The organism is Phycicoccus avicenniae (genome assembly GCF_050496545.1).
In the GTDB taxonomy this organism is placed as follows: domain Bacteria; phylum Actinomycetota; class Actinomycetes; order Actinomycetales; family Dermatophilaceae; genus Phycicoccus; species Phycicoccus avicenniae_A.
Genome location: NZ_JBNVZV010000029.1, coordinates 1 through 22,158 on the forward strand (window position 1 = coordinate 1; position 22,158 = coordinate 22,158).

25 protein-coding genes are annotated in these 22,158 nt (G+C 74.7%); 16 read left to right on the forward strand and 9 right to left on the reverse strand.

Annotated features, from left to right (window positions below; genetic code table 11):
• The 4 genes from ACQZ2A_RS18515 to ACQZ2A_RS18530 form a co-directional block, all read right to left on the reverse strand.
• Positions 1–1,034: sensor histidine kinase (locus tag ACQZ2A_RS18515; RefSeq protein WP_430213999.1), on the reverse strand; the 1,034-nt coding region annotated here is incomplete at its 3' end.
• A 12-nt stretch (positions 1,035–1,046) separates the two neighbouring features.
• Positions 1,047–1,871: an ABC transporter permease gene (locus ACQZ2A_RS18520; protein WP_430214001.1), complete on the reverse strand. Its 825-nt coding sequence runs from the start codon at positions 1,869–1,871 to the stop codon at positions 1,047–1,049.
• Positions 1,868–2,782, reverse strand: a complete 915-nt coding sequence (locus ACQZ2A_RS18525) for an ABC transporter ATP-binding protein (RefSeq protein ID WP_430214002.1) — start codon at positions 2,780–2,782, stop codon at positions 1,868–1,870. Before ACQZ2A_RS18525 ends, ACQZ2A_RS18520 begins: the two co-directional genes overlap by 4 nt.
• Before the next feature lie 69 nt (positions 2,783–2,851).
• Positions 2,852–3,484, reverse strand: coding sequence for a cation transporter (locus ACQZ2A_RS18530; protein ID WP_430214004.1), 633 nt, complete (start codon positions 3,482–3,484; stop codon positions 2,852–2,854).
• Between the two features lie 38 nt (positions 3,485–3,522).
• Between ACQZ2A_RS18530 and ACQZ2A_RS18535 the strand changes: the two genes are divergently transcribed.
• The 13 genes from ACQZ2A_RS18535 (at position 3,523) to ACQZ2A_RS18595 (ending at position 14,720) form a co-directional block, all read left to right on the forward strand.
• Positions 3,523–3,810 carry a hypothetical protein gene (locus ACQZ2A_RS18535; protein ID WP_430214006.1) on the forward strand — a complete coding sequence of 96 codons (288 nt, stop codon included), beginning with the start codon at positions 3,523–3,525 and terminating at the stop codon, positions 3,808–3,810.
• Complete coding sequence (locus ACQZ2A_RS18540; RefSeq protein ID WP_430214008.1) at positions 3,807–4,205, forward strand: DUF4233 domain-containing protein; 399 nt, start codon at positions 3,807–3,809, stop codon at positions 4,203–4,205. Before ACQZ2A_RS18535 ends, ACQZ2A_RS18540 begins: the two co-directional genes overlap by 4 nt.
• 10 nt (positions 4,206–4,215) lie before the next feature.
• Positions 4,216–4,638, forward strand: coding sequence for a nucleoside-diphosphate kinase (gene ndk / locus ACQZ2A_RS18545; RefSeq protein WP_430214010.1), 423 nt, complete (start codon positions 4,216–4,218; stop codon positions 4,636–4,638).
• Positions 4,639–4,776: 138 nt separating this feature from the next.
• Positions 4,777–5,811 (forward strand): rod shape-determining protein, encoded by a 1,035-nt coding sequence (locus ACQZ2A_RS18550; protein ID WP_430214012.1) that lies wholly within the window; start codon positions 4,777–4,779, stop codon positions 5,809–5,811.
• Positions 5,808–6,635 carry a rod shape-determining protein MreC gene (gene mreC, locus ACQZ2A_RS18555; protein ID WP_430214014.1) on the forward strand — a complete coding sequence of 276 codons (828 nt, stop codon included), beginning with the start codon at positions 5,808–5,810 and terminating at the stop codon, positions 6,633–6,635. The genes ACQZ2A_RS18550 and mreC overlap by 4 nt, the downstream gene beginning before the upstream one ends.
• Positions 6,632–7,123, forward strand: coding sequence for a rod shape-determining protein MreD (gene mreD, locus ACQZ2A_RS18560; protein WP_430214016.1), 492 nt, complete (start codon positions 6,632–6,634; stop codon positions 7,121–7,123). Before mreC ends, mreD begins: the two co-directional genes overlap by 4 nt.
• Positions 7,124–7,141: 18 nt before the next feature.
• Positions 7,142–9,130 (forward strand): penicillin-binding protein 2, encoded by a 1,989-nt coding sequence (mrdA, locus tag ACQZ2A_RS18565; RefSeq protein ID WP_430214018.1) that lies wholly within the window; start codon positions 7,142–7,144, stop codon positions 9,128–9,130.
• A gap of 38 nt (positions 9,131–9,168) precedes the next feature.
• A complete protein-coding gene (gene lpdA / locus ACQZ2A_RS18570) occupies positions 9,169–10,566 on the forward strand; it encodes a dihydrolipoyl dehydrogenase (RefSeq protein WP_430214020.1) in 1,398 nt (465 codons plus the stop codon).
• On the forward strand, positions 10,566–10,928 hold the full coding sequence (locus ACQZ2A_RS18575; protein ID WP_430214021.1) for a cupin domain-containing protein: 363 nt from the start codon (positions 10,566–10,568) through the stop codon (positions 10,926–10,928). Before lpdA ends, ACQZ2A_RS18575 begins: the two co-directional genes overlap by 1 nt.
• 37 nt (positions 10,929–10,965) lie before the next feature.
• Complete coding sequence (locus ACQZ2A_RS18580) at positions 10,966–11,325, forward strand: VOC family protein (protein WP_430214023.1); 360 nt, start codon at positions 10,966–10,968, stop codon at positions 11,323–11,325.
• 33 nt (positions 11,326–11,358) lie between these two features.
• Complete coding sequence (locus ACQZ2A_RS18585) at positions 11,359–12,783, forward strand: pyridoxal phosphate-dependent decarboxylase family protein (protein WP_430214024.1); 1,425 nt, start codon at positions 11,359–11,361, stop codon at positions 12,781–12,783.
• A 98-nt stretch (positions 12,784–12,881) separates the two neighbouring features.
• The gene (locus ACQZ2A_RS18590) at positions 12,882–13,514 is read left to right on the forward strand and encodes a DUF2510 domain-containing protein (protein WP_430214025.1); all 633 of its coding nucleotides are present in this window, start codon (positions 12,882–12,884) and stop codon (positions 13,512–13,514) included.
• Between the two features lie 42 nt (positions 13,515–13,556).
• Complete coding sequence (locus tag ACQZ2A_RS18595) at positions 13,557–14,720, forward strand: M48 family metallopeptidase (protein ID WP_430214027.1); 1,164 nt, start codon at positions 13,557–13,559, stop codon at positions 14,718–14,720.
• Positions 14,721–14,722: 2 nt separating this feature from the next.
• Here ACQZ2A_RS18595 and ACQZ2A_RS18600 read toward each other — a convergent pair whose 3' ends face one another.
• Complete coding sequence (locus tag ACQZ2A_RS18600) at positions 14,723–16,792, reverse strand: HelD family protein (RefSeq protein WP_430214029.1); 2,070 nt, start codon at positions 16,790–16,792, stop codon at positions 14,723–14,725.
• A 77-nt stretch (positions 16,793–16,869) separates the two neighbouring features.
• A complete protein-coding gene (locus ACQZ2A_RS18605; RefSeq protein WP_430214031.1) occupies positions 16,870–17,358 on the reverse strand; it encodes a CoA-binding protein in 489 nt (162 codons plus the stop codon).
• A gap of 105 nt (positions 17,359–17,463) precedes the next feature.
• Here ACQZ2A_RS18605 and ACQZ2A_RS18610 point away from each other — a divergent pair, with 105 nt between their 5' ends.
• Positions 17,464–17,907: a VOC family protein gene (locus ACQZ2A_RS18610; RefSeq protein ID WP_430214033.1), complete on the forward strand. Its 444-nt coding sequence runs from the start codon at positions 17,464–17,466 to the stop codon at positions 17,905–17,907.
• A gap of 49 nt (positions 17,908–17,956) precedes the next feature.
• Entirely contained in the window at positions 17,957–18,796 is an 840-nt protein-coding gene (locus ACQZ2A_RS18615; protein WP_430214035.1) for a hypothetical protein, read from the forward strand.
• Positions 18,797–18,830: 34 nt separating this feature from the next.
• On the opposite strand, the gene ACQZ2A_RS18620 is transcribed toward ACQZ2A_RS18615, so the two are convergent.
• Positions 18,831–19,319 (reverse strand): SRPBCC family protein, encoded by a 489-nt coding sequence (locus ACQZ2A_RS18620; protein WP_430214037.1) that lies wholly within the window; start codon positions 19,317–19,319, stop codon positions 18,831–18,833.
• Position 19,320: 1 nt separating this feature from the next.
• Positions 19,321–19,653: an ArsR/SmtB family transcription factor gene (locus ACQZ2A_RS18625; RefSeq protein WP_430214039.1), complete on the reverse strand. Its 333-nt coding sequence runs from the start codon at positions 19,651–19,653 to the stop codon at positions 19,321–19,323.
• A gap of 99 nt (positions 19,654–19,752) precedes the next feature.
• Here ACQZ2A_RS18625 and ACQZ2A_RS18630 point away from each other — a divergent pair, with 99 nt between their 5' ends.
• Complete coding sequence (locus tag ACQZ2A_RS18630; protein WP_430214041.1) at positions 19,753–20,280, forward strand: nitroreductase family deazaflavin-dependent oxidoreductase; 528 nt, start codon at positions 19,753–19,755, stop codon at positions 20,278–20,280.
• Positions 20,281–20,283: 3 nt separating this feature from the next.
• Here the strand turns inward: ACQZ2A_RS18630 and ACQZ2A_RS18635 are convergent, their stop codons facing one another.
• The gene (locus ACQZ2A_RS18635; protein WP_430214043.1) at positions 20,284–22,122 is read right to left on the reverse strand and encodes a GAF domain-containing SpoIIE family protein phosphatase; all 1,839 of its coding nucleotides are present in this window, start codon (positions 22,120–22,122) and stop codon (positions 20,284–20,286) included.
• Positions 22,123–22,158: the final 36 nt, after the last annotated feature.

Sequence of the window (22,158 nt, forward strand, 5' to 3'; positions counted from 1 at the left end):
CCGCCGTCGTCGGCGAGCCGCAGCCCGGCGCCGTCGATGGTCACCGTGCACGTGCTGGCGCCGCTGTGCCGGATGACGTTCGTGACGCCCTCGCGCACCGTCCAGGCGTAGAGCTCGCGCAGGTCGGGGGCGATGCCGTCGACCCGCCGCGGCAGCTCGGCCTCGATGCCCGCCGCGGCCAGCGCGGCCCGGGCCCGGGCGATCTCCCCGGCCAGGGAGATCTCGCGGAAGCCCTCGACCGCCCCGCGCACGTCGGCCAGCGCCTCGCGGGCGAGGGACTCGACCTCCTCGACCTCCGCGCGCGCCCGCGCCGGGTCGAGCTCGACGAGGCGGGCGGCGAGCTCGGCCTTGACGCGGATCACGGTGAGGGAGTGCCCGAGGATGTCGTGCACGTCGCGGGCCACGCGGTTGCGCTCCTCCTCGACGGCCAGCCGGGCGTTCTCGCGCTGGGCCTCGGCGAGGTCGCGCGAGCGGCGGACGGCGACCATCCCGCTCGTGATGGCGATGACGGCGAAGGCGATGGCGAAGCTCAGGCTGTTGTCGCGGTCCCACCCGTCGAGCCGGTAGGCGAGGAGCTCGTACCCGCCGGCCAGCGCCACGGAGAGGACGTAGGGCAGCCAGCCGCCGAAGGTCCACATCCCCGAGACCGCGAGGAAGATCCAGGTGGCCGTCGCCGACTGCCCGACGAGGGCGGCGGAGGCCATCGACAGCGCGAGCAGCCCGGCGTAGCGCAGCAGCCCGGGCCAGCGCGGTCCCGGGGGCACGCTGACACCGGACCGCGTGAGCATCGGCAGGGGCGAGACGACGTAGTGCCAGACGTAGAGCAGGACGAAGAGGACGAGCGCCGCGAGCCCGAGCCGGCCCTCCGTCGTGGGGGTGTTCCAGGCCGTGACGACCGGCTCGGTGAGGTAGACGACCCAGATCAGCCCGAGCAGCCGGCGCCCCATCGACGCCGATGCCGGGGCCGCGGGGACGAGCTCGTCCTCGTCCCCGCGACCGCCCTGCGTCAGGCTGCGCACCGTCCACCTCGCCACGCGCTCAGGGTGTCAGACCCGCTGGGTGTCGCGGCGGAAGCGCCACACGGCACCGGCGACGAAGACCAGCCCCCAGACGACGAGGTTGAGCACCCACCCGACCCGGAACGCGTCGTGCGTGCCGGTCGTGGTCAGCGTCAGCGGCCAGTGCGCGAGCTGGCTCAGCCCGTAGATGGGGGTGTACTGCGCGATCTGCCCGTAGAGCGAGTCGGTCGGCAGCGGGCCGGAGAACAGGCCGCCGAAGATCGACAGGACGGCCAGGACCGGGCCGAGGAACTGCATCGTGTTCTCGCTCGGCAGCAGGTAGCCCATGAAGAGGCCGAAGGCGGCGAAGACGAGCGAGCCGAGGACGACGACGAGGGCCATCTGCCACCAGGGCGCCATCGCGTGGATGTGCGCCGTTCCCGTGGCGGCGCCGACGACGAAGGTCACGAGGGTCGCGGTGGTGCCGAGCACGACGGCCACGAGCATCTTGACGAGCACGTGCGACAGCGGTCGGGCCGGGGTGAGGCGCAGCTGGCGGCTCCACCCGGCGGCCCGCTCGATGGACACCGAGGCACCGGCCGCCGTCGTCGCCATCACGGCGCCGTAGACGGCCATGCTCGCCATGACGTACGCCCCGACGTTGGCCACGGCGTGCGCGCCCATCGAGTCGTCGGAGCCGGTGATCTGGCTGCCGATGAACACGAGCATCACGGCGGGGAAGACGAAGGTGAAGACGAGCGTGCGCCGGTTGCGCAGGAGCCGCCGCAGCTCGATGCGCAGGACGGTCGGGTTGAGCAGCGGGCGGCGGGGGGCGGGGCGCTGCGCGACGTCGGTCACGGGGGCGGCGGTCATCGGGGGAGTCCTTCCGGGGCGGCGGTGGTCGTGGCGTCGTCGCCGGTGAGGGCGACGAAGGTGTCCTCGAGGCTGCGGCCGGTGACCTCGAGGTCGTGGGCGTCGGTGTGCATCAGGAGGTGTCGGGCGAGGGCGTCGGAGTCGGTGCTCACGAGGGAGACGGCCGTGCCGCGCACCTCCACCTCGACGACGCCGGGGAGGGCGCGCAGGGCGTCGGCGTCGGCGCCCGGGAGGGTGGCCCGCACGACGCGGCCGGCGCTCATCGCCCCGAGCTCGGCCGGGGTGCCGTCGGCGACGACCTTCCCGGACCGGACGACGACGACGCGGTCGGCCCAGGTCTCGGCCTCCTCGAGGTAGTGCGTGGCGAAGACGACGGTGCGGCCCTGCTCGGCGTCGGCGTGGATCGCCTGCCAGAAGGCGCGGCGGGCGGCGACGTCCATCCCGGTCGTCGGCTCGTCGAGGATGACGAGCTCGGGGTCGGGCACGAGGGCCATCGCGAAGCGGGTGCGCTGCTGCTCACCGCCCGAGCAGTCCTTGATGCGGCGGTTCGCGATGTCGGTGATGCCGGCTGCCGCGAGCGCCTCGTCGACCGGGCGGGCGCTCGGGAAGAGCGCGGCGGTGTACTCGACCGACTCCCGCACCGTCAGGTCCTTGAGGAGTCCGCCGCTCTGCAGCACGGCCGAGACGAGCCCGCGCTCGACGGCCTCGCGCGGGTGGAGGTCGAAGACGGCGACGTCGCCGTCGGTGGGAGCGGTCAGGCCGAGGACCATGTCGATGGTCGTGGTCTTCCCGGCGCCGTTGGGCCCGAGGACCGCGACGACCTCGCCCTGGCCGATGGTCAGGTCGATGCCGTCGACGGCGCGGACGTCGCCGAAGTGCTTCGTCACGGAGCGGAGGGTGATCGCGTTCATGGGACCCACGGTGTCGTGGACCGGGTTCGAGCGCCCCGGACGGCGGTCACGATCGCGCTGTGACGGATGTCAGGGGTGCGCGGCGTCGGCCTCGTCGATGGTCCGCGCCTCGAGCCGTTCGCGGCCGGCGAGCCGCCACACCTCGAGCGCCGCCGTGCCGTTGAGCACGACGATGCCGACGCCCAGGACGAGGTCCGGCCAGCCCGAGCGGGTCGCCGCGGTGACGCCCGCCATCAGCACGACGGCGAGGTTCACGGCGACGTCGTTGCGGGCCGAGAGCCACGCGGCCCGCCCGAGCGAGCCCCCGTGGCGGCGCATCCGGACGAGCAGGAGGGCGCAGACGCCGTTGACCAGCGCGGCCCCGAGGGCGGTGAGGACGAGGGCGGTGACGTCCGGCGCGACCGGGTCACGCGCCTTCTCGACCGCCTGCCAGAGTGCGGCGAGGGCGGGCACGAGGAGGATGCCGGCCATCACCCGGCCGGCCCGCGCCCGCCGCGCGAGCGGCCACCCGAGGGCGATCAGGATGAGCCCGTTGACGCTCGCGTCCTCGAGGAAGTCGACCGAGTCCGCGACGAGCGCCACCGACCCCACGGCGAGGGCCACGACCGCCTCGACCGCGAAGCCGGCGAGGTTGAGGGCGGCGACGAGACCGACCGTGCGCCGCAGCCGCGGGGTGCCGGCCGGGGCGTCGGAGGAGGTCACCGGTCCATCCAACCGGAGTCGCCGCCTACGCTGGGACCATGAGCCCGTTGGTCAAGGTCCTCCTCCTCGTCGCCGTCGTGGTCGCGGTCTGGTACGTGGTGCGCGCGGTCCGGGCCGGCTCCGGCCCGACGCTCGGCTCGCACGTGCGCTTCACGCCCGTCGAGGAGCTGCCGGAGGCCGCCCAGCAGGCCATCGACGTCCAGCTCGGGCGCGACCAGATGATCGCCGCCATCAAGCTCTACCGCGAGGCGACGGGGGCCGGGCTCAAGGAGTCCAAGACCGCGGTCGAGACCTACCGCTGGAAGCACGGCGGGCAGCAGCGGTGAGGCTGCTCCCGCTCGTCGGCACGCAGGGGAAGTTCACCGTCCGGCTGCTCGCCATGACCCTGATCGGGCAGGCCGTCGTGCTCTCGTTCTTCGCGTTGGTCGTCCGCGCCCAGGCGCTCGCCGAGGGCCGCGACGACGCCGGCCGGCTGCTCTGGGTGGGCCTCGGGCTCGCCGCGCTCGCGGTCGTCGCGGGCGGGCTGATGCGCGGCCCGCTCGGGCTGCCGCTCGGCTGGCTCGTCCAGGTGCTCACGTGGGTCAGCGCCGTCCTCGTGCCCGCGATGATCGGGGTCGCCGTCGTCTTCACCGGGCTCTGGGTGCTGCTCCTCGTGCAGGGCGTGAAGGCCGACGAGCTGACCGCCCGACGCGCGTCCGAGGCGGCCGCGACCGCCGACTAGGCTGGGCGCCGTGACCACCGAACGCTCGCTCGTCCTCGTCAAGCCCGACGGCTTCGCCCGCGGCCTCACCGGGGAGGTGCTCCGCCGGATCGAGGCCAAGGGGTACACCCTCGTCGCCCTCGCGGTGACCACCCCCGACACCGACCGCCTGCACCTGCACTACGCCGAGCACGAGGGCAAGCCGTTCTTCGAGCCGCTCGTCGAGTTCATGTCCTCGGGCCCGGTCGCGGCCGTCGTCATCGAGGGCGAGCAGTGCATCGCCGGTTTCCGGTCCCTCGCCGGTGCCACCGACCCGACCAAGGCCGCCCCCGGCTCGATCCGCGGCGACCTCGGCCGCGACTGGGGCGCCGCCGTGCAGAAGAACATCGTCCACGGCTCGGACTCCCCGGAGTCGGCCGCGCGCGAGATCGGCATCTGGTTCCCCGAGCTCTGACCTACGGCGCCGTGACTGGCGGCCCCAGAGGTCGCTCTGGCACCAGGAGTCACATGCGTCACGCGGATGCCGACGCGTCCCGCCCGTCCCCGGCGTTGCGCCACGGACCGCCTCCCGGGCGCGCCTAGCCTGCTCGCCATGACTGGGTGGTCGGCGGGCTGGGTCCGGGGCAGGGACCTCGCGATCGACCTCGGCACCGCCAACACCGTCGTCTACGAGCGCGGCCGCGGTGTGGTCCTCGACGAACCCTCCGTCGTCGCCGTCCGCACCGGCACCGGCGAGCTCGTTGCCGCCGGCCGGCGCGCCAAGGAGATGCTCGGTCGCACCCCCGAGACCGTCACCGCGGTCCGCCCGCTGCGCGACGGCGTCATCTCCGACGCCGACGTCACCGAGCGGATGATCCGCTGGTTCGTCGACCAGGTCGCGCCCTCGCGCCTCGTCCGGCCTCGCGTGGTCGTCTGCGTCCCCAGCGACATCACGAGCGTCGAGCGTCGCGCCCTCGAGGACGCCACCCTGCGCTCCGGCGCCCGCCGCGTCCACGTCGTCGAGGAGACGATGGCCGCCGCCATCGGGGCCGGCCTGCCGGTCGAGGAGACCCAGGCCTCGATGGTCGTCGACGTCGGCGGCGGGACCACCGACGTCGGCGTGATCAGCCTCGGCGGCATCGTGACCTCCCGCACGGTGCGGATCGGCGGCGACGAGATCGACGACGCGATCGTCGCCCACGTGAAGTCCGAGTACTCCCTGCTGCTCGGCGAGTCCAGTGCCGAGCAGCTGAAGATCGGCGCCGGTTCGGCCTTCCCGCTGCGCGAGGAGCTCTCCGAACGGGTGCGCGGGCGGGACCTCGTCACCGGTCTCCCCAAGACCGTCACGATCGGCTCGGCCGAGGTGCGCCGCGCCATCGAGACCCCGGTCGCCCAGGTCGTCGAGCTGGTCCGCACCGTCCTCGACGTCTGCCCGCCCGAGCTGGCCGGCGACGTCGTCGACCGCGGCATCGCGCTCACCGGCGGCGGGGCGCTGCTCCGCGGCCTCGACGAGCGGCTGTCCCACGAGCTCGGCGTCCCCGTGCGCGCGGCCGAGGACCCGCTGCGGGCCGTCGCCCGAGGCGCCGGCCGCTGCGTCGAGGAGTTCGGCACCCTCGAGCGCGTCCTCGTCGACACCCGGCGGCCGTGAAGCACCGCCCGCTCCCGCGCCGGCTGGCCGTGGCCGCCGCGCTCCTCACCGTGCTGGTTCTGCTGGCGGACCTGTCCGGTGCGATCGACCTCGAGCCGGCCCGCCGGCTCGCGGCCGCCGGTCTCGGGCCGCTCGAGCGCGTGGCCGGTCCGGGGGAGGACGACGCGTCGCGGCTGCGTGCCGAGAACACGCGGCTGCGGGCCGAGCTCGCCGACGCCGACCGCCGCCTCGCCGGGTCGGCCGCCGCGCGGGCACTCCTCGCCGACCCGGCCGTCGCCGGGCGCCGCGTGGTCCTGGCGCGGGTCGTCGGGGTCGGCGCGCCCGGCCCCGCCGGCCCCGAGCGGGTGACCCTCGACGCGGGGTCGCGCGACGGCGTCGAGGTGGACCGCACCGTCGTCGCCGCCGGCGGGCTCGTCGGCCGGGTCGTCGGGGTCGGACCGTGGACCTGCGACGTCCTCCTGCTCGGCGGCCCCGAGGTGGCGGTCGGTGTCCGGGTCGGTGGTGGGGGAGCGCTCGGCGAGGCGTCCAGCGCCGCCACGGGCGGTGCGCCGGCTCCCGAGCCCGGGCGGCTCGCGCTCTCGCTCGTCGCGCGCGGCCCGATGGCCGTCGGCGACACCGTCACGACCCTCGGCAGCATCGACGGGCGGCCCTTCGTCCCCGGCGTCCGGGTGGGCACGGTGACCGAGGTCGGCCCCGCCGCGGGCCGGCTCGCCCCGACCGGTGTCGTGACGCCCGCCGTCGACCCCTCCTCTCTCGACGTCGTCGGCGTCGTCCTCGGGCCGGCCCGCGCCACCCCCCGCCCCGTCGCCACCGGGACCGGATGATGGGGGCCGCCGGCGTCCTGCTCCGGGTGGCTGCCCTGGTCGCGGCCGGGGTGGCCGCCGCCGTGCTCGGTGCGCGCCACCTCGCGCCCGTGCCGGACCTCGTGCTCGTGCTCGTCGTCGCCTGGGGGCTGTGGCGCGGCCCCGTGGCCGGCGCGCTCGCCGGGCTGGCCGGCGGGTGGGTCCTCGACCTCGTGCCGCCGGGCGCCGAGGTGCTCGGCCTGCACGCCCTCGCCTACGGTGCGGCCGGGCTGCTCGCCGGGCGGGCCCGCCTCGTCGGGCCGGTGGCCGCACCCCGGGTCGCCGCGGTCGCCCTCGGCGGGGCGCTGCTCGTCGAGGGCGTCGACGTCCTGCGCGCCCTGGTGGTCCGCGCGCCCGTCGACCTCCTCGAGGTCCTCCTCCGCTGCCTCCTCACGGCGACGCTCGCGGCCCTCCTCGTGCCGCTCGTGGTCGGCGCCGAGCGCGCCGTCCTCCGGCGCCGGTTCGGATGAGGTGCCGGTGACCCGCCGATGAGGACCTCCCGCAGCCACCACGGCCGACTGCTCGCCCTCGTGGCGGCCGTCGTGCTCGTCCTCTCGGGGCTCGTCGGGCGCCTCGCGCAGGTGCAGCTCGCCGGCGCGGACGGGTTCAGCGCACAGGCCGCGTCCCTCGACACGCGCACCCTTGTCGTGCCCGCGCTTCGCGGCCGCATCCTCGACCGTGAGGGCCGGGTGCTGGCCGAGAACCGGACGAGCACGGTCGTCACGCTCGAGCGCCGCGTCATCGCGCAGGACCGGTCGGCCGCCGAGGCCGAGGTCCGTTCCGTCGCAACGGTCCTCGGCCTGCCCGCGGAGGACCTGCTCGGCCGCACCTGGCTGTGCGGCGAGCCCGGCGCCCCGGCCGCGCCGGCCTGCTGGGCGGGCTCGGCGCAGGTACCGGTACCGCTCGCCGACGGGGTCGACCCCGCGAAGGCCCTGACGCTCGTCGAGCGCCCGGACCGCTTCCCCGGCGTGGCCGTCACCACCGCCCCCGTCCGCGTGTACCCGCGTCCGGCGGGCGCCGGCGCGGCCCAGGTGCTCGGCTACCTCGGCCGGGTGACCCCCGAGGACCTCGCCGCCGACCCCGCGCTGGCCGCCGACGACCTCGTCGGGCGAGCGGGCCTCGAGCAGCAGTACGACCGCGCGCTGCGTGGCACGCCCGGCCGGACGGTCGTCGCCGTGGACGCGCGCGGCATCGTCACGCACGTCGTCTCGCGCGTCGACCCCGTCCCCGGTCGTGACCTGCTCACCTCGCTCGACGCCACGGTCCAGGCCTCAGCCGAGCGGGCGCTGGCGACCGAGATGGCCAGGGCCCGGAAGCGCGGATGGCCCGCCGACTCCGGGGGAGTGGTCGTGATGGACCCGCGCACCGGGGCCGTGGCCGCACTGGCCAGCGCCCCCGGCTACGACCCCAACGTGTGGACCGGAGGCATCTCCGCCGCCGACTACGCCCGCCTCACCGACCCGCGCGCCGGTACGCCGCTGCTCTCCCGCGCCACCGATGTCGGGTTCGCCCCGGCGAGCACGATGAAGGCGGCGTCGGTCGCCGCTGCCGTGCGCGCCGGCAACCCGCTCACCGGCACCTACGACTGCCCGGCGATCTACCGCATCGGGGACCGCGACTTCCACAACTACGAGACGACCGCGCACGGTCGCATCTCGCTGCGCAAGGCCATCGAGATCTCCTGCGACACCGTCTTCTACGAGCTCGCGCACCGTGCGTGGCAGCGCCAGGGAGGCCTCGGGGCGCCGGCCACGACGCGGGACCCGTTCGCGGACACCGCTCGTGGCCTCGGCCTCGGCGGCCCGACGGGCATCGACCTCCCGCACGAGTCGGCGGGTCGCATCCCGGACCGCACGTGGCGGAAGGCGACGTGGGAGGACCAGCGCGCCGAGCTCTGCCGCCGGGCGCGCACCGGCTACCCCGAGGTGGCCGACCGCGAGCGGCGCGCCTTCCTCACGGCCGTGGCCAAGGAGAACTGCGGTCACGGCTGGCAGCTGCGGGCCGGCGACGCGGCGAACTTCGCCATCGGCCAGGGCGACGTGCTCGCCACCCCGCTCCAGATGGCCGTCGCCTACGGCGCCATCGCGAACGGTGGCACCGTGCGCACCCCCCGCGTCGGGGCCGCGCTCGTCGAGCCGGGTTCGGCGCATCGCGAGGCCGTGGCGGCCGGCCCGACCCGCCGGGCGCCGCTGTCGGCCGCCACCGACCGCTACCTGCGCGGCGCCCTCGCCGGGGTGACGACGACCGGGACGGCGGCGCACGTGTTCCGCACGATGCCCGCCGACTGGCCGGTGGCCGGCAAGACCGGCACCGGCGAGGTCGTCGGCAAGCGCGACACCTCGTGGTTCGTGTCCTACGCGCCGGCCGGGAAGCCGCGCTGGGTGGTCGCCGCAGTCGTCGCCCAAGGCGGCACGGGTGGCTCCACCGCCGCCCCGGTGACCCGAGCGGTGCACCTCACGCTGCGCGGCCTGGGCTGAGCGTCGGGCAGCGCGCCCGCCCCGATAGGCTGGCGGGCATGGCTGACTTCGACGTCGTGGTGCTCGGTGCTGGTCCCGGAGGGTACGTCGCGGCGATCCGCGCCTCCCAGCTCGGGAAGAAGGTCGCGGTCGTCGAGAAGAAGTACTGGGGCGGGGTCTGCCTCAACGTCGGCTGCATCCCCTCCAAGGCGCTCATCAAGAACGCCGAGCTCGCCCACACGCTCCAGCACGACAAGGAGCTGTACGGCATCGAGGGCGAGGCGACGATGAAGTACGGCGCCACCCACGCGCGCTCGCGCAAGGTGTCGGCGGGCATCGTCAAGGGCGTCCACTTCCTCATGAAGAAGAACAAGATCGAGGAGATCGACGGCTGGGGCACCCTGACGTCCAGCACCTCGATGGACGTCGCGCTCAACGACGGCGAGACCCGTCAGCTGACCTTCGACCACCTGATCATTGCCACCGGCGCCGTGACCCGGATGCTCCCCGGCGTCGAGGTGAGCAAGAACGTCGTCACCTACGAGGAGCAGATCCTCGACGAGAACCTCCCCGGCTCGCTGGTCATCGCCGGGTCGGGCGCCATCGGCGTGGAGTTCGCCTACGTCATGAAGAACTTCGGCGTCGACGTCACCATCGTCGAGTTCCTCGACCGGATGGTCCCCACCGAGGACGAGGAGGTCTCCAAGGAGCTCCTCAAGCACTACAAGAAGCTCGGTGTGAAGGTCATGCTCGGCACCAAGGTCGAGTCGGTCGAGGACACCGGTTCCGGTGTGCGGGTGACCGTCTCGCCGGCCGCGGGCGGCGACCAGCAGGTGCTCGAGGCCGACAAGCTGCTCTCGGCCATCGGCTTCGCCCCGCGCACCGAGGGCTACGGCCTCGAGGCCACCGGCGTCCAGCTCACCGAGCGCGGCGCCGTCGCCATCGACGAGTACGGCCGCACCAACGTCGAGAACGTCTACGCCATCGGCGACGTCACCTCCAAGCTGATGCTCGCGCACGTCGCGGAGGCCCAGGGTGTCGTCGCCGCCGAGCACCTCTCCGGTGCCGAGACGATGCCCGTCGAGTACGACTTCATCCCGCGCGCCACCTACTGCCACCCGCAGATCGGCTCGTTCGGCTACTCCGAGGCGCAGGCCAAGGAGAAGGGCTACGACGTCAAGACGGCGAAGTTCCCGTTCTCCGCCAACGGCAAGGCGATGGGCCTCGGCGACGCCGTCGGCTTCGTCAAGATCGTCGCGGACGCCGAGCACAACGAGATCATCGGCGCCCACATGATCGGCCCCGACGTCACCGAGCTCCTCCCGGTCCTGACCCTCGCGCAGAAGTGGGACCTCACCGCGGACGAGGTGTCGCGCAACGTCTTCGCGCACCCGACGCTGTCCGAGGCGGTCAAGGAGGCCGTCGAGGGCATCGCCGGCCACATGATCAACCTCTGATGGCCGCCGAGCCGGTCGACCTCGCCGCGAAGCTGGCGCTCTTCACCGAGCACTGGTCGCCCAAGGCCGTCGCCGCGCTCAACGACTACGAGGTCAAGGTCGTCAAGATCCGCGGCGACTTCGTCTGGCACACCCACGGGGACACCGACGAGCTGTTCCTCGTGCTCGCCGGCGAGCTGACCATCCAGCTCCGTGATGGCGACGTCGTGCTCCGGCCGGGGCAGCTGTACGTCGTCCCGCGGGGCGTCGAGCACTGCCCGCGCGCCGACGAGGAGGTCCACGCGGTCCTCATCGAGCCGCAGGGCGTGGTCAACACCGGCGACGCCGGCGGCCCGCTGACGGCCACCGTCGAGCGCATCTGACGCAGCCAGCCGCACGGCTGCCGCGCTACGGTCGGTCATGGCCCTCACGCTGTTCGCCGGTGTCCCCGTCACCGACCTCGCAGCGGCACGCGACTGGTACGGCCGCTTTCTCGGCGACCGGGACCCGTTCTCGCCGAACGACACCGAGCTCGTCTGGGACCTGGGAGAGGGGCGCAGCGTCTACGTGCTCCTCCGCCCGGAGCACGCCGGGTACGCCCACCTCACGTTGCTGGAGGACGAGCGGTCGGCGCTCGAGCGCCGGGTGGCCACCGCGGCGGCGGCCGGCATCGAGCCGACGACCGACGAGACGTACGGCAACGGTGTACGCAAGGTGACCTTCCACGACCCCGACGGCAACGAGGTCGGGCTCGGCGGGATGCCGGCCGAGGACGGCTGAGCAGGCTCGGCGGGTGGGGACCAGAATGACCCCATGACGCCCGAGGAGTTCCGCGCCGCCGGACACGAGCTGATCGACTGGATCGCCGACCACCGCGCCCGCGTGCCCGACCTGCCGGTCGCCGCGCAGGTCCGTCCCGGCGAGGTGCGCGACGCGCTGCCCGCCCACGCGCCGACCGCGCCGGAGCCGTTCGCCGACGTCCTCGCCGACCTCGACCGCGTCGTCGTCCCGGGCGTCACCCAGACCCAGCACCCCGGCTTCTACGGCTGGTTCCCGAGCAACGCGAGCCTGGCCAGCGTGCTGGGTGACATCGCGTCCGGGGGAGTGGCGGCGCTCGGCATCACCTGGCAGTCGGCGCCGGCGCTCACCGAGGTCGAGCAGGTCGTCACCGACTGGCTGCGCGAGCTGTGCGGCCTGGCGCCCGGGTGGCGCGGCGCCATCCAGGACACCGCCTCGACCGCCTGCCTCGTCGCGATGCTCGCCGCCCGCGAGCGCGCGAGCGACGGGTCCGAGCACCGCGGCGGGCTCCAGGGCCTCGATGCCCCGCTCGTCGCCTACACCTCGCCGCAGGCCCACAGCTCGGTGCCGAAGGCGGTGCTGCTGGCGGGCTTCGGCGCGGACAACCTCCGGTACGTCGACGTCGACCCCGTCACCTACGCGATGGACCCCGAGGCGCTGCGCCGCGCGATGGCCGAGGACGCCGCGGCCGGACGCATCCCCGCCGTCGTCGTCGCCGCGGTCGGCACGACCGGCACCACGGCCATGGACCCCGTCCCGGCCATCGTCGAGATCGCCCACGAGCACGGCGCCTGGGTGCACGTCGACGCCGCGATGGCGGGCTCGGCGATGCTCCTGCCCGAGATGCGCCACCTCTTCGCGGGTGTCGACGACGCCGACTCCCTCGCCTGGAACCCGCACAAGTGGATGGGCACGGTCCTCGACACCTCGCTCCTCTACGTCCGCGACGTCGACCACCTCGTGTCGGTGATGTCGACGACGCCGAGCTACCTGCGGGCGAGCACCGACGACGAGGTCGTCCAGTACAAGGACTGGGGCATCCCGCTCGGCCGGCGCTTCCGGGCGCTCAAGCTGTGGTTCCACCTGCGGCTCGACGGCGTGGAGGCCATCCGCGAGCGGCTGCGCCGGGACCTTGCGAACGCGCGCTGGTTCGCCGAGCAGGTCGAGGCCGAGCCGGGATGGCGCGTGCTCGCACCGGTCGAGCTGCAGACCGTGTGCGTGGTGCACGAGCCCGACGGGCTCACCGGCGAGGCGCTCGACGCGCACACCCTGGCCTGGGTGGACGCCGTCAACGCCACGGGCCGGGTCTTCCTCGGGGCCAGCCGGCTCGACGGCCGCTGGATGGTCCGGGTGTCCGTCGGCGCCGAGGCCACCGAGCGGGCCGACGTCGAGGAGCTGTGGACCCTGCTGCGCCGCACGGTGGTGCCGGAAGCCGCCTGACCTACCCCATCGGCCGTCCGGACGGCAGTTTCATCGACTGGGGCTCGATCCGCGACCCCCGGTGTCACACTCGCCTCGAACACTGCAGAGGGAGTGAGATGGCCGAGGTCAGACACACGCGGAGCCACGCGATCGCCGGGCTGGTGCTGGGGATCGCGGCAGGGATCGTCATGCTCGGGACGCTGTTCCCCCTCTTCCGGGTCTCGGGCGGCTCGGTCCCCGCCACGCTCTGGGGCGCGCTCGGGCTGCGCCTCGACGGGGCCACCCTCGTCTTCGACACCGGCTTCCGGGTGTACGTCGTCCTCACCGCCGTCTGGGTCCTGCTGATGGGCGTGGCGCTCGTGCTCACCTGGGTCCGCTTCGTCGGGCCGGTCTGGCGGGTCGCCGCCCTCGTGGGCCTGTCGGCCACCTCCTTCATCTCCTTCGTCCTGTGGTCGATCAGCATCGACCCCATCTCCGCCGTCGGCCGCCCCTCGTGGTTCGCCGATGCGGTGCCTGCTCTCGTCGCCGGTCTGCGCGGCGCCACGCTCGACCCGGGACTGGGTCTCTGGCTGCTCACGGTCGGCTCGGCCGTCGGCGTGCTCGCCGCCTTCGTCCCGGCCTTCCACACGCACCGGGTCGTCAAGTCGCACAACTCGGCCCGCGGGCTCGCGCCGGGCTGGTACCCCGCACCGAACAGCCGCCGCCGCACCCGCTACTGGGACGGCGAGAAGTGGACCGTGGGCGCCTGAGCCCCTGACCGCTCTCCCTGTACGGTGACCGCAGGCGGTGCCGTGGGGGCGCCCGAGAACCCGGGGGGCGACATGGGCGAGGCACCGACCGGGGGCACCACGGCTTCCTCCGCGGGGCGGGTGGCCGCCGTGGCGCTCGCGCTGGTGGTCGTGCTGGCCGTCCTCGCGCTCTTCGCCGGGTGGGTGTGGCTGCTCGTCACCGACGACGGCCTCACCCGCATCGTCTGGGCGGTCCTCGGGGTGCTCTTCTTCTGGCGGATGGTGCCGCGTCCGGCGCGCGTCGACGCGCGCGCCGTCGAGCTGACCCGCGCGGATGCCCCGCGCCTGCACGACCTCGTCGATGCGGTGGCCGAGGCGGTCGCCACCCGGCCCCCGGACCGGGTGCTCGCCGACACCACCTACCCCGTGGCCGTCCGTGCGCACGGGTACCGCGGCGGCGCCACGCTCGTCGTCGGGCTGCCCCAGTGGACCGCCCTCGACCCGGCCGAGCGGGTCGCCGTCCTCGCCCACGAGCTGCGCTGCGCCCACGTCGACCGCGGTGCCGCCGGGACCGTCGTCCGCCTCGCGCAGGACCTGCTCATCTCGGCCCGCACGCTGTTCACCCCGACCCGGACGGTCACCGCGGACACGAAGGCCGTCGACCAGTCGCTGTCCTCGGTGGCCGTTCTCGGCCTGACACACGAGCTGGCCGGCAACCAGGCGCAACGCGAGGCGTCGGCCTCCGCCGGTGCGGCGGGGTTGTCCGTCGTCGGTGCCCCGTTCCGCTGGACGCAGAGCCTGCTCACGCGGCTCTGGCGACCCACGCTGCACGCCGCCGCCCTCGAGGCCGACCGCCGGGCGGTGTCGCTCGCCGGTCCGGTGGCGACCCGCGGGTGGCTGCTCAGCACGGTGGGCGTCGCCCGCGGGATGACCGCCGCCGGCAACGCCGCCCGGACCCCCGGCGCCGACCCCTTCGCGGCGATGGAGGCCGCCGGCCGCCCGGACGCCGCCGAGCTGCAGCGCCGGCTGGCGGCCGAGCCCGACGCCTCGGACGACCCGCGCCACCCGCCGACGTCCCAGCGCCTGCACGCCGTCGAGCACGCGGAGCCCGTGGCATCGGACTGGGTCGACCGCAGCCCGCTCGCCGGGGCCGACGGCGAGGTCTTCCGGGTGCGCACCGCCCTGACCCAGCAGTTCCGGGAGGAGCTAGTGCACGGCCGCTCCTGACGTCAGGCGTGGCCGGCGAGGACCTCCGGCAGCGGCTCGGTGTGCACGACCGTCAGTGCGGTGACCGCGCGGGTCAGCACGACGTAGAGCCGGCGCAGCCCGGTGCGCAGGTCGGGCTCGGCGGCGACGACGGCGGCGGGCTCGACGACGACCACGCGGTCGAACTCCAAGCCCTTGGCGATGCTCGCCGGGACCAGCTCGACCTGGCGGTCCTCGTCGTCGCCGTGGTCGGCGTCCAGCCGCCCGTGCGGCACTCCGGCGCGGGTCAGGGCGGCCGAGAGGGCGGTCATGAACGCGTCCGGCGCGATGACGCCCACCGACCCGGGCTCCCGCAGGGCCCCGGTGACGGCGGCGACCACCGCGGAGGAGCGCTCCTCGGGGTCGGCCGACACGACGTCGAGCCGGCCCGGGTTGTCGCGCACGGACCTCGGGGCGCCGAGCCCGGGGGCCATCACCGGCAGCAGCCGGGCCGCGAACTCGATGACGCGGGCGGGCACGCGGAAGCCGCGGTCGAGGGTGACGAGCTCGTGCCGCGGTCGGCCGAGGTGGGCCATCGCGTCGTCCCACGAGCCGGTGGCCCACGGCGTCGTGCCCTGGGCGATGTCGCCGAGGACGGTGAGGCTGCCGGTGGAGGCGCGTCGGCCGACGGCGCGCAGCTGCATGGGCGAGAGGTCCTGCGCCTCGTCGAGCACGACGTGGCCCAGGCTCGGCGTGCGGTCGAGCAGGTCGGCGAGCTCGTCGAGCAGGGCCATGTCGGCCCGGGTCCACCGAGCGGCCCCCTTCGTGCGAGGAGGGCTGCCCCACAGGAGCATCCGCTGCTCGTTGTCGTCGAGGACGTCCTCGGCGGCGGCCGCGAGGGTCTCCGGGTCGGACAGCAGGCGGAACAGCACGCCGGCCGGGTCGAGGGCCGGCCAGAGCTCCTTCGCGTACGCCTTCACCGGCGCCGACCGGGCGATGGCGTCCTGCGCGGCGTCGCCGGGGAAGTCGCCGGTGGCCTCGATCCGCAGCATCACGAGGTGGGCCAGCCGCTGGGGGAGCAGGTCGCGCGCCGCCGAGTAGCGCACGCCACGGCGCACGAGGGCGTCGACCTCGTCCTGGACGTCGTAGGCCGGCACCCGCCAGCGGCGCGACCCGCGGGGGACGACCATCGCCTCGTCGGGACGACCGACACTGAGCCACACCGCGTTCCGCAGCACCTCGGCCAGCCGGGCATCGCCCTTGAGCATCGCGACCTCGGTGGTGTCCTCGGCCCGGACGCGGCCGTGCTCGAGGAGGGTGTCGATGGTGGCGTGCTGCACCCGCACCTCGCCGAGCGAGGGCAGGACCGCTCCGATGTGGTCGAGGAACGCGCGGTTCGGGCCGACGACGAGGACGCCCGACCGGTCGAGCCGCTCGCGGAAGGAGTAGAGCAGCCACGCGGCCCGGTGCAGGCCGACGGCGGTCTTGCCGGTGCCGGGGGCGCCCTGCACGCAGATGCTCGTGCCGATGTCGGAGCGGACGATCTCGTCCTGCTCGGGCTGGATCGTCGAGACGATGTCGCGCATCGGCCCCGAGCGCGGCCGCTCGATCTCGGCGGCGAGGATCGCGCTGTGCGCCGGGTCGTCCTCGGGGGAGCCGGCGCGGTCCAGCCGCTCGTCCTCGTAGGCGGTGAGCCGGCCGCGGTCGACCCCGAAGCGCCGCCGCAGCGTGACGCCCATCGGCTCGGTGGGGGAGGCCCGGTAGAAGGCGGTGGACACGGGGGCCCGCCAGTCGACGACGACCGGGTCGCCGCGGCCGTCGCTGACGTGCCGGCGGCCGACGTGGAAGACCTCGGCGCCGTGCTCGGTGCGGCAGTCGATGCGGCCGAAGAACAGCGTGGTGCGCGGGTCGTCCTGGAGCGAGGCGACCCGGCGGGCGAGGACGAGGTCGAGGTAGGCGGCGTTGAACGCGTCCGCGGCGGTGCTCGCGTCGAGGTTCTCGGCGGCCTCGCGCATCCGGCGCAGCTCGTCGCGAGCGCGTTCGAGGTGGGCCTGCTCGTCGGCGAGGACGTCCTCGGGGCGGGTGGTGGTCGGGTCGGCGGTCGGCGTGGGCACGGCGGAGCCGCCTCCTGGTGCGTGGTGGGTTCCCATACTGGCGAACCGACGATGGTACACCCGGGGCGGACCTCGTGTCAGACGCGGCGGGGGACCCTCCCGGCCCAGGTGAGGACGTGGCACATCGCGTGGTGGCCGGCGTCGGCGTCCGGGTGGAACATCAGCGGGCAACCGCCGTCGATGACCGTGAGGCCGTGCGCGCGTCCCCAGGCCGTCGCGGTGACCGAGACCGACCCCGCGCCGAGCGCGCGGTGCATCCACACCTGCGTGACCCCGGCCTCGAGCGCCTGCTCCATCGTCTCCTGCGCGTGCTCCGGCGCGGTTCCGACGACGACCGCCTCGACGCCGCCGGGGACGGCCGCGAGCGTGGGGTAGGCGGGGTCGCCCTCGACCTCGTCGACGGTGGGGTTGACGGCGAAGACGTCGTAGCCGTGGTCGCGCAGCCAGGTGTAGACGGCGTTGCTGCCGTGTCCCTTCGGAGCGTGCGAGACACCGGTGACGGCGATGCGGCGGTGGTCGAGGAAGGCGCGGGCGGCGTCTCGGGTGGGGGTGGTGGTGGCGGTCATGGCGGACGATCTCCCTTCGTCCCGATGCTTCCACCGTCGACCTCGACGCGCTGTTCCGTGGAGCACACCCGCCCGGCTGTCGGCGGTCTGCGGGAGGGTGGGGCCATGGACCGCTCGACCGCCCCCATCCAGGTCGTCATCGACACCGTCGACCCCGCCGCGCTCGTCGTCTTCTGGGCCGGCGCCCTCGCCCCGCGCGGCTACTCCGTGCCCGCGCCGCCGGGCGACTTCGCCGACTGGCCTGCCTTCCTCGCCGCGCAGGGCGTGCCCGAGGAGCGCTGGAACGACGCCTCCACGCTCGAGGCCGACGGGCAGCCGCGCATCTTCTTCCAGCGCGTGCCCGAGGCCAAGAGCGGCAAGAACCGGCTGCACCTCGACCTGCTCGCGGGTGGCGGGCCGTCGGTGCCGATGGAACTGCAGCGCGAGCGGGTCGCCGCCGAGGTCTCGCGGCTCGAGGTCCTCGGGGCCACCCGCGTCGTCGAGCACGCCGACCTCGGGGTGCACTGGGTGACCATGCGCGACCCCGAGGGCAACGAGTTCTGCGTCTGAGACGGCTCGCGGTCGTCGGCTCCGGCGGGCCTGCGGCTACCGTCGACGGGTGACCCTGCCCGAGCCCGTCGTGCCGTGGTCGGCCGACCTGACCCTCGACGAGACCGTCGGGCGTCTCGGGGGCACGGGCCGCGTCCGCGCCGTCAGCCTCCTGGGCTCGACCGGCACGTCGGCGTGGACCGACGCCAGCGACATCGACCTGTGCCTCGTCCTCGACGGCTACCCACCCGCCGTCGGGGTCGAGACGACGGTCGTCGACGGGCGGATCGCCGACGTCGTCCTCATCGACCGCGACGCCGCCGCGGCGATGCTCGCGCCGTCGCTGCCGGAGCGTGAGGCCGCTGCCGCGGTGGCTCCCGGGCAGTGGCCCTACGTGCACTGGTTGGCCGACGCGCGGCCGGTGCACGACCCCGACGGCGTCGCCGGGGCCGCGCGCGACCGGGCCGCGCGCCTGGTCGCCCACGAGGTGCCGTCGGGAGCGACCTCGCAGCGGGAGGTCCGGCGCTGGCTGTCGCACGACGTCCGGGTCGCTGCGGCCCTCCTGCCCCGGACCGCGGACCCCGTGCTCGCGGCATCGCTCGGCCTGCGCCAGCTGCACACCTTCGTCTCGGCCGTGCAGGCCTGGACCACGCTGCGTGGCAGGCGTTCTCGCGGGTGGAAGTGCGACTTCGCCCACCTCGCCGTAGCCGATCCGCCGATGTTCGCGATGGTGCAGGAGTGGCTGGCCGCGTCCGGGCCGGTCCGGCGTCACGAGGTGTTCGTGCGGGTGGTCGAGCACGTGCTCGCGCCGGTGGGCGGGCTCGTGCCGACCGGCACCGTGCTGGAGCGCGACGCCGACGTCTGGCCCGACCTGGGGAGGGCGGGGCCCGCGCCCACGGCCCGTCCGTGACGGACCGTGGGTGCCGCCGCCCCCTCGGCTCGGGTCAGCCCTGGGCGAGGAACTCGTCGATCTGGCCGATGGCCGCGCGCGAGCCCTCCTCCATCCCCATGTCCAGCACCTGCTGCAGGGCCTCGGCGCTCGCGTAGGTCGTCGTGTAGACGGCACGCGTCCCGCCGTCGGTCGACGAGAAGTCGTAGACGCACTCCGAGACGGGGAGGTCGGGGTTGGGGGTGAGGTCCTCGCGGGCGAAGCCGTCGCGGAAGGTGATCTGCCGCGGCTCGTCGACGCCCGTGACGTCCCAGTAGCCGGCGAACTTCTCGCCCTCGGGGGAGGTCATGTAGTACGTCGTCCGGGTCCCGGGGCGCAGCTCGTGGTCGACGAAGGTCGCGGGGTACTCCGGCGGGCCCCAGACCTGCTCGAGCTGGCGCGGGTCCGCGTAGAGCGCCCACACGCGCTCCACGGGGGCCGCGAACTCGGCGGTGATGGTCAGGGTGCGGTTGTCGACGTCCTTGGTGATGTCGGTGACGGGCATGTCAGGTCTCCTCGGTGAGTAGTGCGTCGATGCGGGCTATCCGCCCCCGCCAGACCGCTTCGAGCTCGTCGAGCATCGAGGCGACCGACCGGACGGCCTCCACGTCGCCGCTGGCCAGCTGCTCGCGGCCGTTGCGCCGCTTGGTCAGCAGGCCGGCCTTCTCGAGGACGGCGACGTGCTTCTGGACGGCGGCGAAGCTCATGTCGTAGCCCGCCGCCAGGGCGGTGACCGAGTGCTCGCCCGCCAGCACTCGGCGCAGGATGTCGCGCCGCGTGCGGTCGGACAGCGCGTGGAACAGGGCGTCGGCCCGGTCCTCGCTGCTGCTCTCGTCCACCTCTGCAATATACAACCAGATGGTTGTACGTTGTCAACCCCCTCGCACGGGGTGGGGGAGGAGCGGTCCGACCGGGCGACGTCCGGTTACGGTGTGCCCGTGGGCATCGCGGCAGAGCTGGGCTACGCGCCGTCGCCGCCCGGGGTGCTGAGGCGGGGCGTGCACGCGGTCGCTGCCACCCGCGGGGGAGCATCCCTCCTGGCGCGGGTGCTGCCGCCGCTCGACCGGGGGGTGGGCCGGCTGACCGGGGGCCGGACGACGCTCTGCGCCCTGCTGAGCGGCCTGCCCGTGCTCGTCGTGGAGACCACCGGCCGCCGGACCGGGCGCGCCCGCCGGACCCAGCTCGTCGGGGTGCCGGTGCGCGACACCCTCGCGCTGCTCGGCACGAGCTTCGGCGGGACGAGGACGCCGGCGTGGGTGCACAACGTCGAGGCGGACGGCCGCGTGCTCGTGACCTTCGGCGGGCGGACCGTCCGTGCGATCGCGCGCGAGGCCGACCCCGTCGAGCGGGCCGAGGTGCTCGCGGCGGCGACGCGGCTGTACGTGGGGTACGCCCGCTACCTCGACCGGGTCACCGGCCGGAGGGTGCGGGTGCTGCTGCTGGAGCGCGGCGACCCGGGAGGGTGAGGCTCAGGCGCTCATCCGGACCGGAGGGGTGAGCCCACCGGTCGCCGGGATCCGGGCCGCGCGGCGCAGCACCAGCGCCGCGACGTCGTCGTCCGAGGAGTCGTCGCCGACCCGCGTGACGACCTCGCGCAGCCCCTCGTCGAGGGGGCCCGGCGCCAGCACGCTCGTGGCCTTCCAGAGCCGGGCGAGGCCGGTCTCGAGGTCCTCGCCGCGCCGCTCGACGAGCCCGTCGGTGACGAGCAGCACGGCGTCGCCGGGGTGGAAGGACACCTCGAGGCCGTGCCGCTCCGCGGCCAGGCCGAGCGGGGGACCGTCGGCATCGGGGAGGCGCTGCACCGCGCCCTCGAACCGCCGCAGGAACGGGGGCAGGTGGCCGGCGTTGGCCACGCGGAGGGTGCCGTTCTCGGCGTCCGCGAGGAGGTAGACGAGCGTGACGAGCTGGTCGGTGTCGAACTGGGTGACCATCCGGTCCAGGGCCCCGAGGACGGCGGCCGGCTCGGGATCGGCGGAGGCGAAGGCACGCACGGCGGCGCGCATCTGGGCCATGGCCGCCGAGGCCGCCACCCCGCGCCCCATGACGTCACCGACGAACGCCACGTAGCGGCCGTCGGCCAGCGGGAAGGCGTCGTAGAAGTCGCCGCCGACCTCGGTGCGCCCGGACGGCTCGTAGCGCCAGGCCACCTCCCAGTCGTTCGTGCCGGCGAGCGCCTCGGGGAGCACCGCCCGTTGCAGCTGCTCGGCGACCGCACGGGTCTGCCCGTACAGGTCGGCGTTGTCGATGGCGCTGGCGGCGCGACGGGCGAGGTGCTCGGCGAACCGCACGTCGTCCTCGTCGTACCGGCGGGTGGGGTCGGTGGAGGCCCAGGTGAGGACGCCGGAGACGTGGCCGCGCACGAGCAGCGGTACGGCGAGGATGCTGTGCATCCCCAGCTCGCGGAGGGCGGCGAGGTGCTCCTCGTCGCGGGCCGTGCCGGCGAGCAGCTCGTCGGTGATCTCGGGGACGAGGAGCGGGCGGCCGGTGCGCACCACGGAGGAGAGGCCTCCGCCGGTGCTGCCCGGGCTGCTCGGCCAGCGCCGCTGGAACCGTTCGACGAAGGAGGCCCGCTCGGGGTCGGTGTGCGCGGCGGCCAACCGGTGCAACCCGCCGTCACGGACGAGGTCGATGGCGCACCAGTCGGCGAACCGGGGCACGGTCAGCTCGGTGACGGCGGCCGTGGTCGCCTCCAGGTCGAGGCTGCTGGCCAGCTGGATGGAGGCCTCGGCGAGGAAGGCGAGGCGGCCGGTCTGCTTCTCGGCGACGGCCGCGGACTCGATGCGCTCGATGGCCTGCGCGCAGGTGTCGGCGAGGACGTCGAGGAACTCGAGCTCGGCCGGGTGCAGCTCGACGGCGTCCGGGACCGAGAGGTGGATGGCCCCGATGGTGCGCCCGGAGGAGCGCAGGGGGATCGTCACCGTGGACCGTTCTCCCCGTTGGGCGTTCTGGAGGCTCGGGTAGCGGCGGGCGATCTCGTCGGCGCCGACGAGGAGGATGCGCTCACCGGTGCGGATGACGTCGGCGACGGTGTTGGGGGAGGTGATCGGGAAGACCTGCCACTCGGTGGCCTCCTCGGCCGCCAGCCCGCGGACGCCGATGAGCTTGACCTGGTCCTCGCCGTGGAGCAGCCCGAGGGCGGCGATGGTGGCGCCGATCGCGTCGGCCATGTGCTGCGTGACGATCTTGCTCACCGCGTCGACGGTCGAGGCGGTGATCAGCTCGTTCGTGACGTGGGCCAGCTCGGTCAGCGTCTCCCCGACGTGCCGGGGCATCCGGGGTGGGCGGGCATCCCCGCGGTGTGGCTCCACGGGTGCATCATCGCAGGTCAGGGTGGAAAACACAGC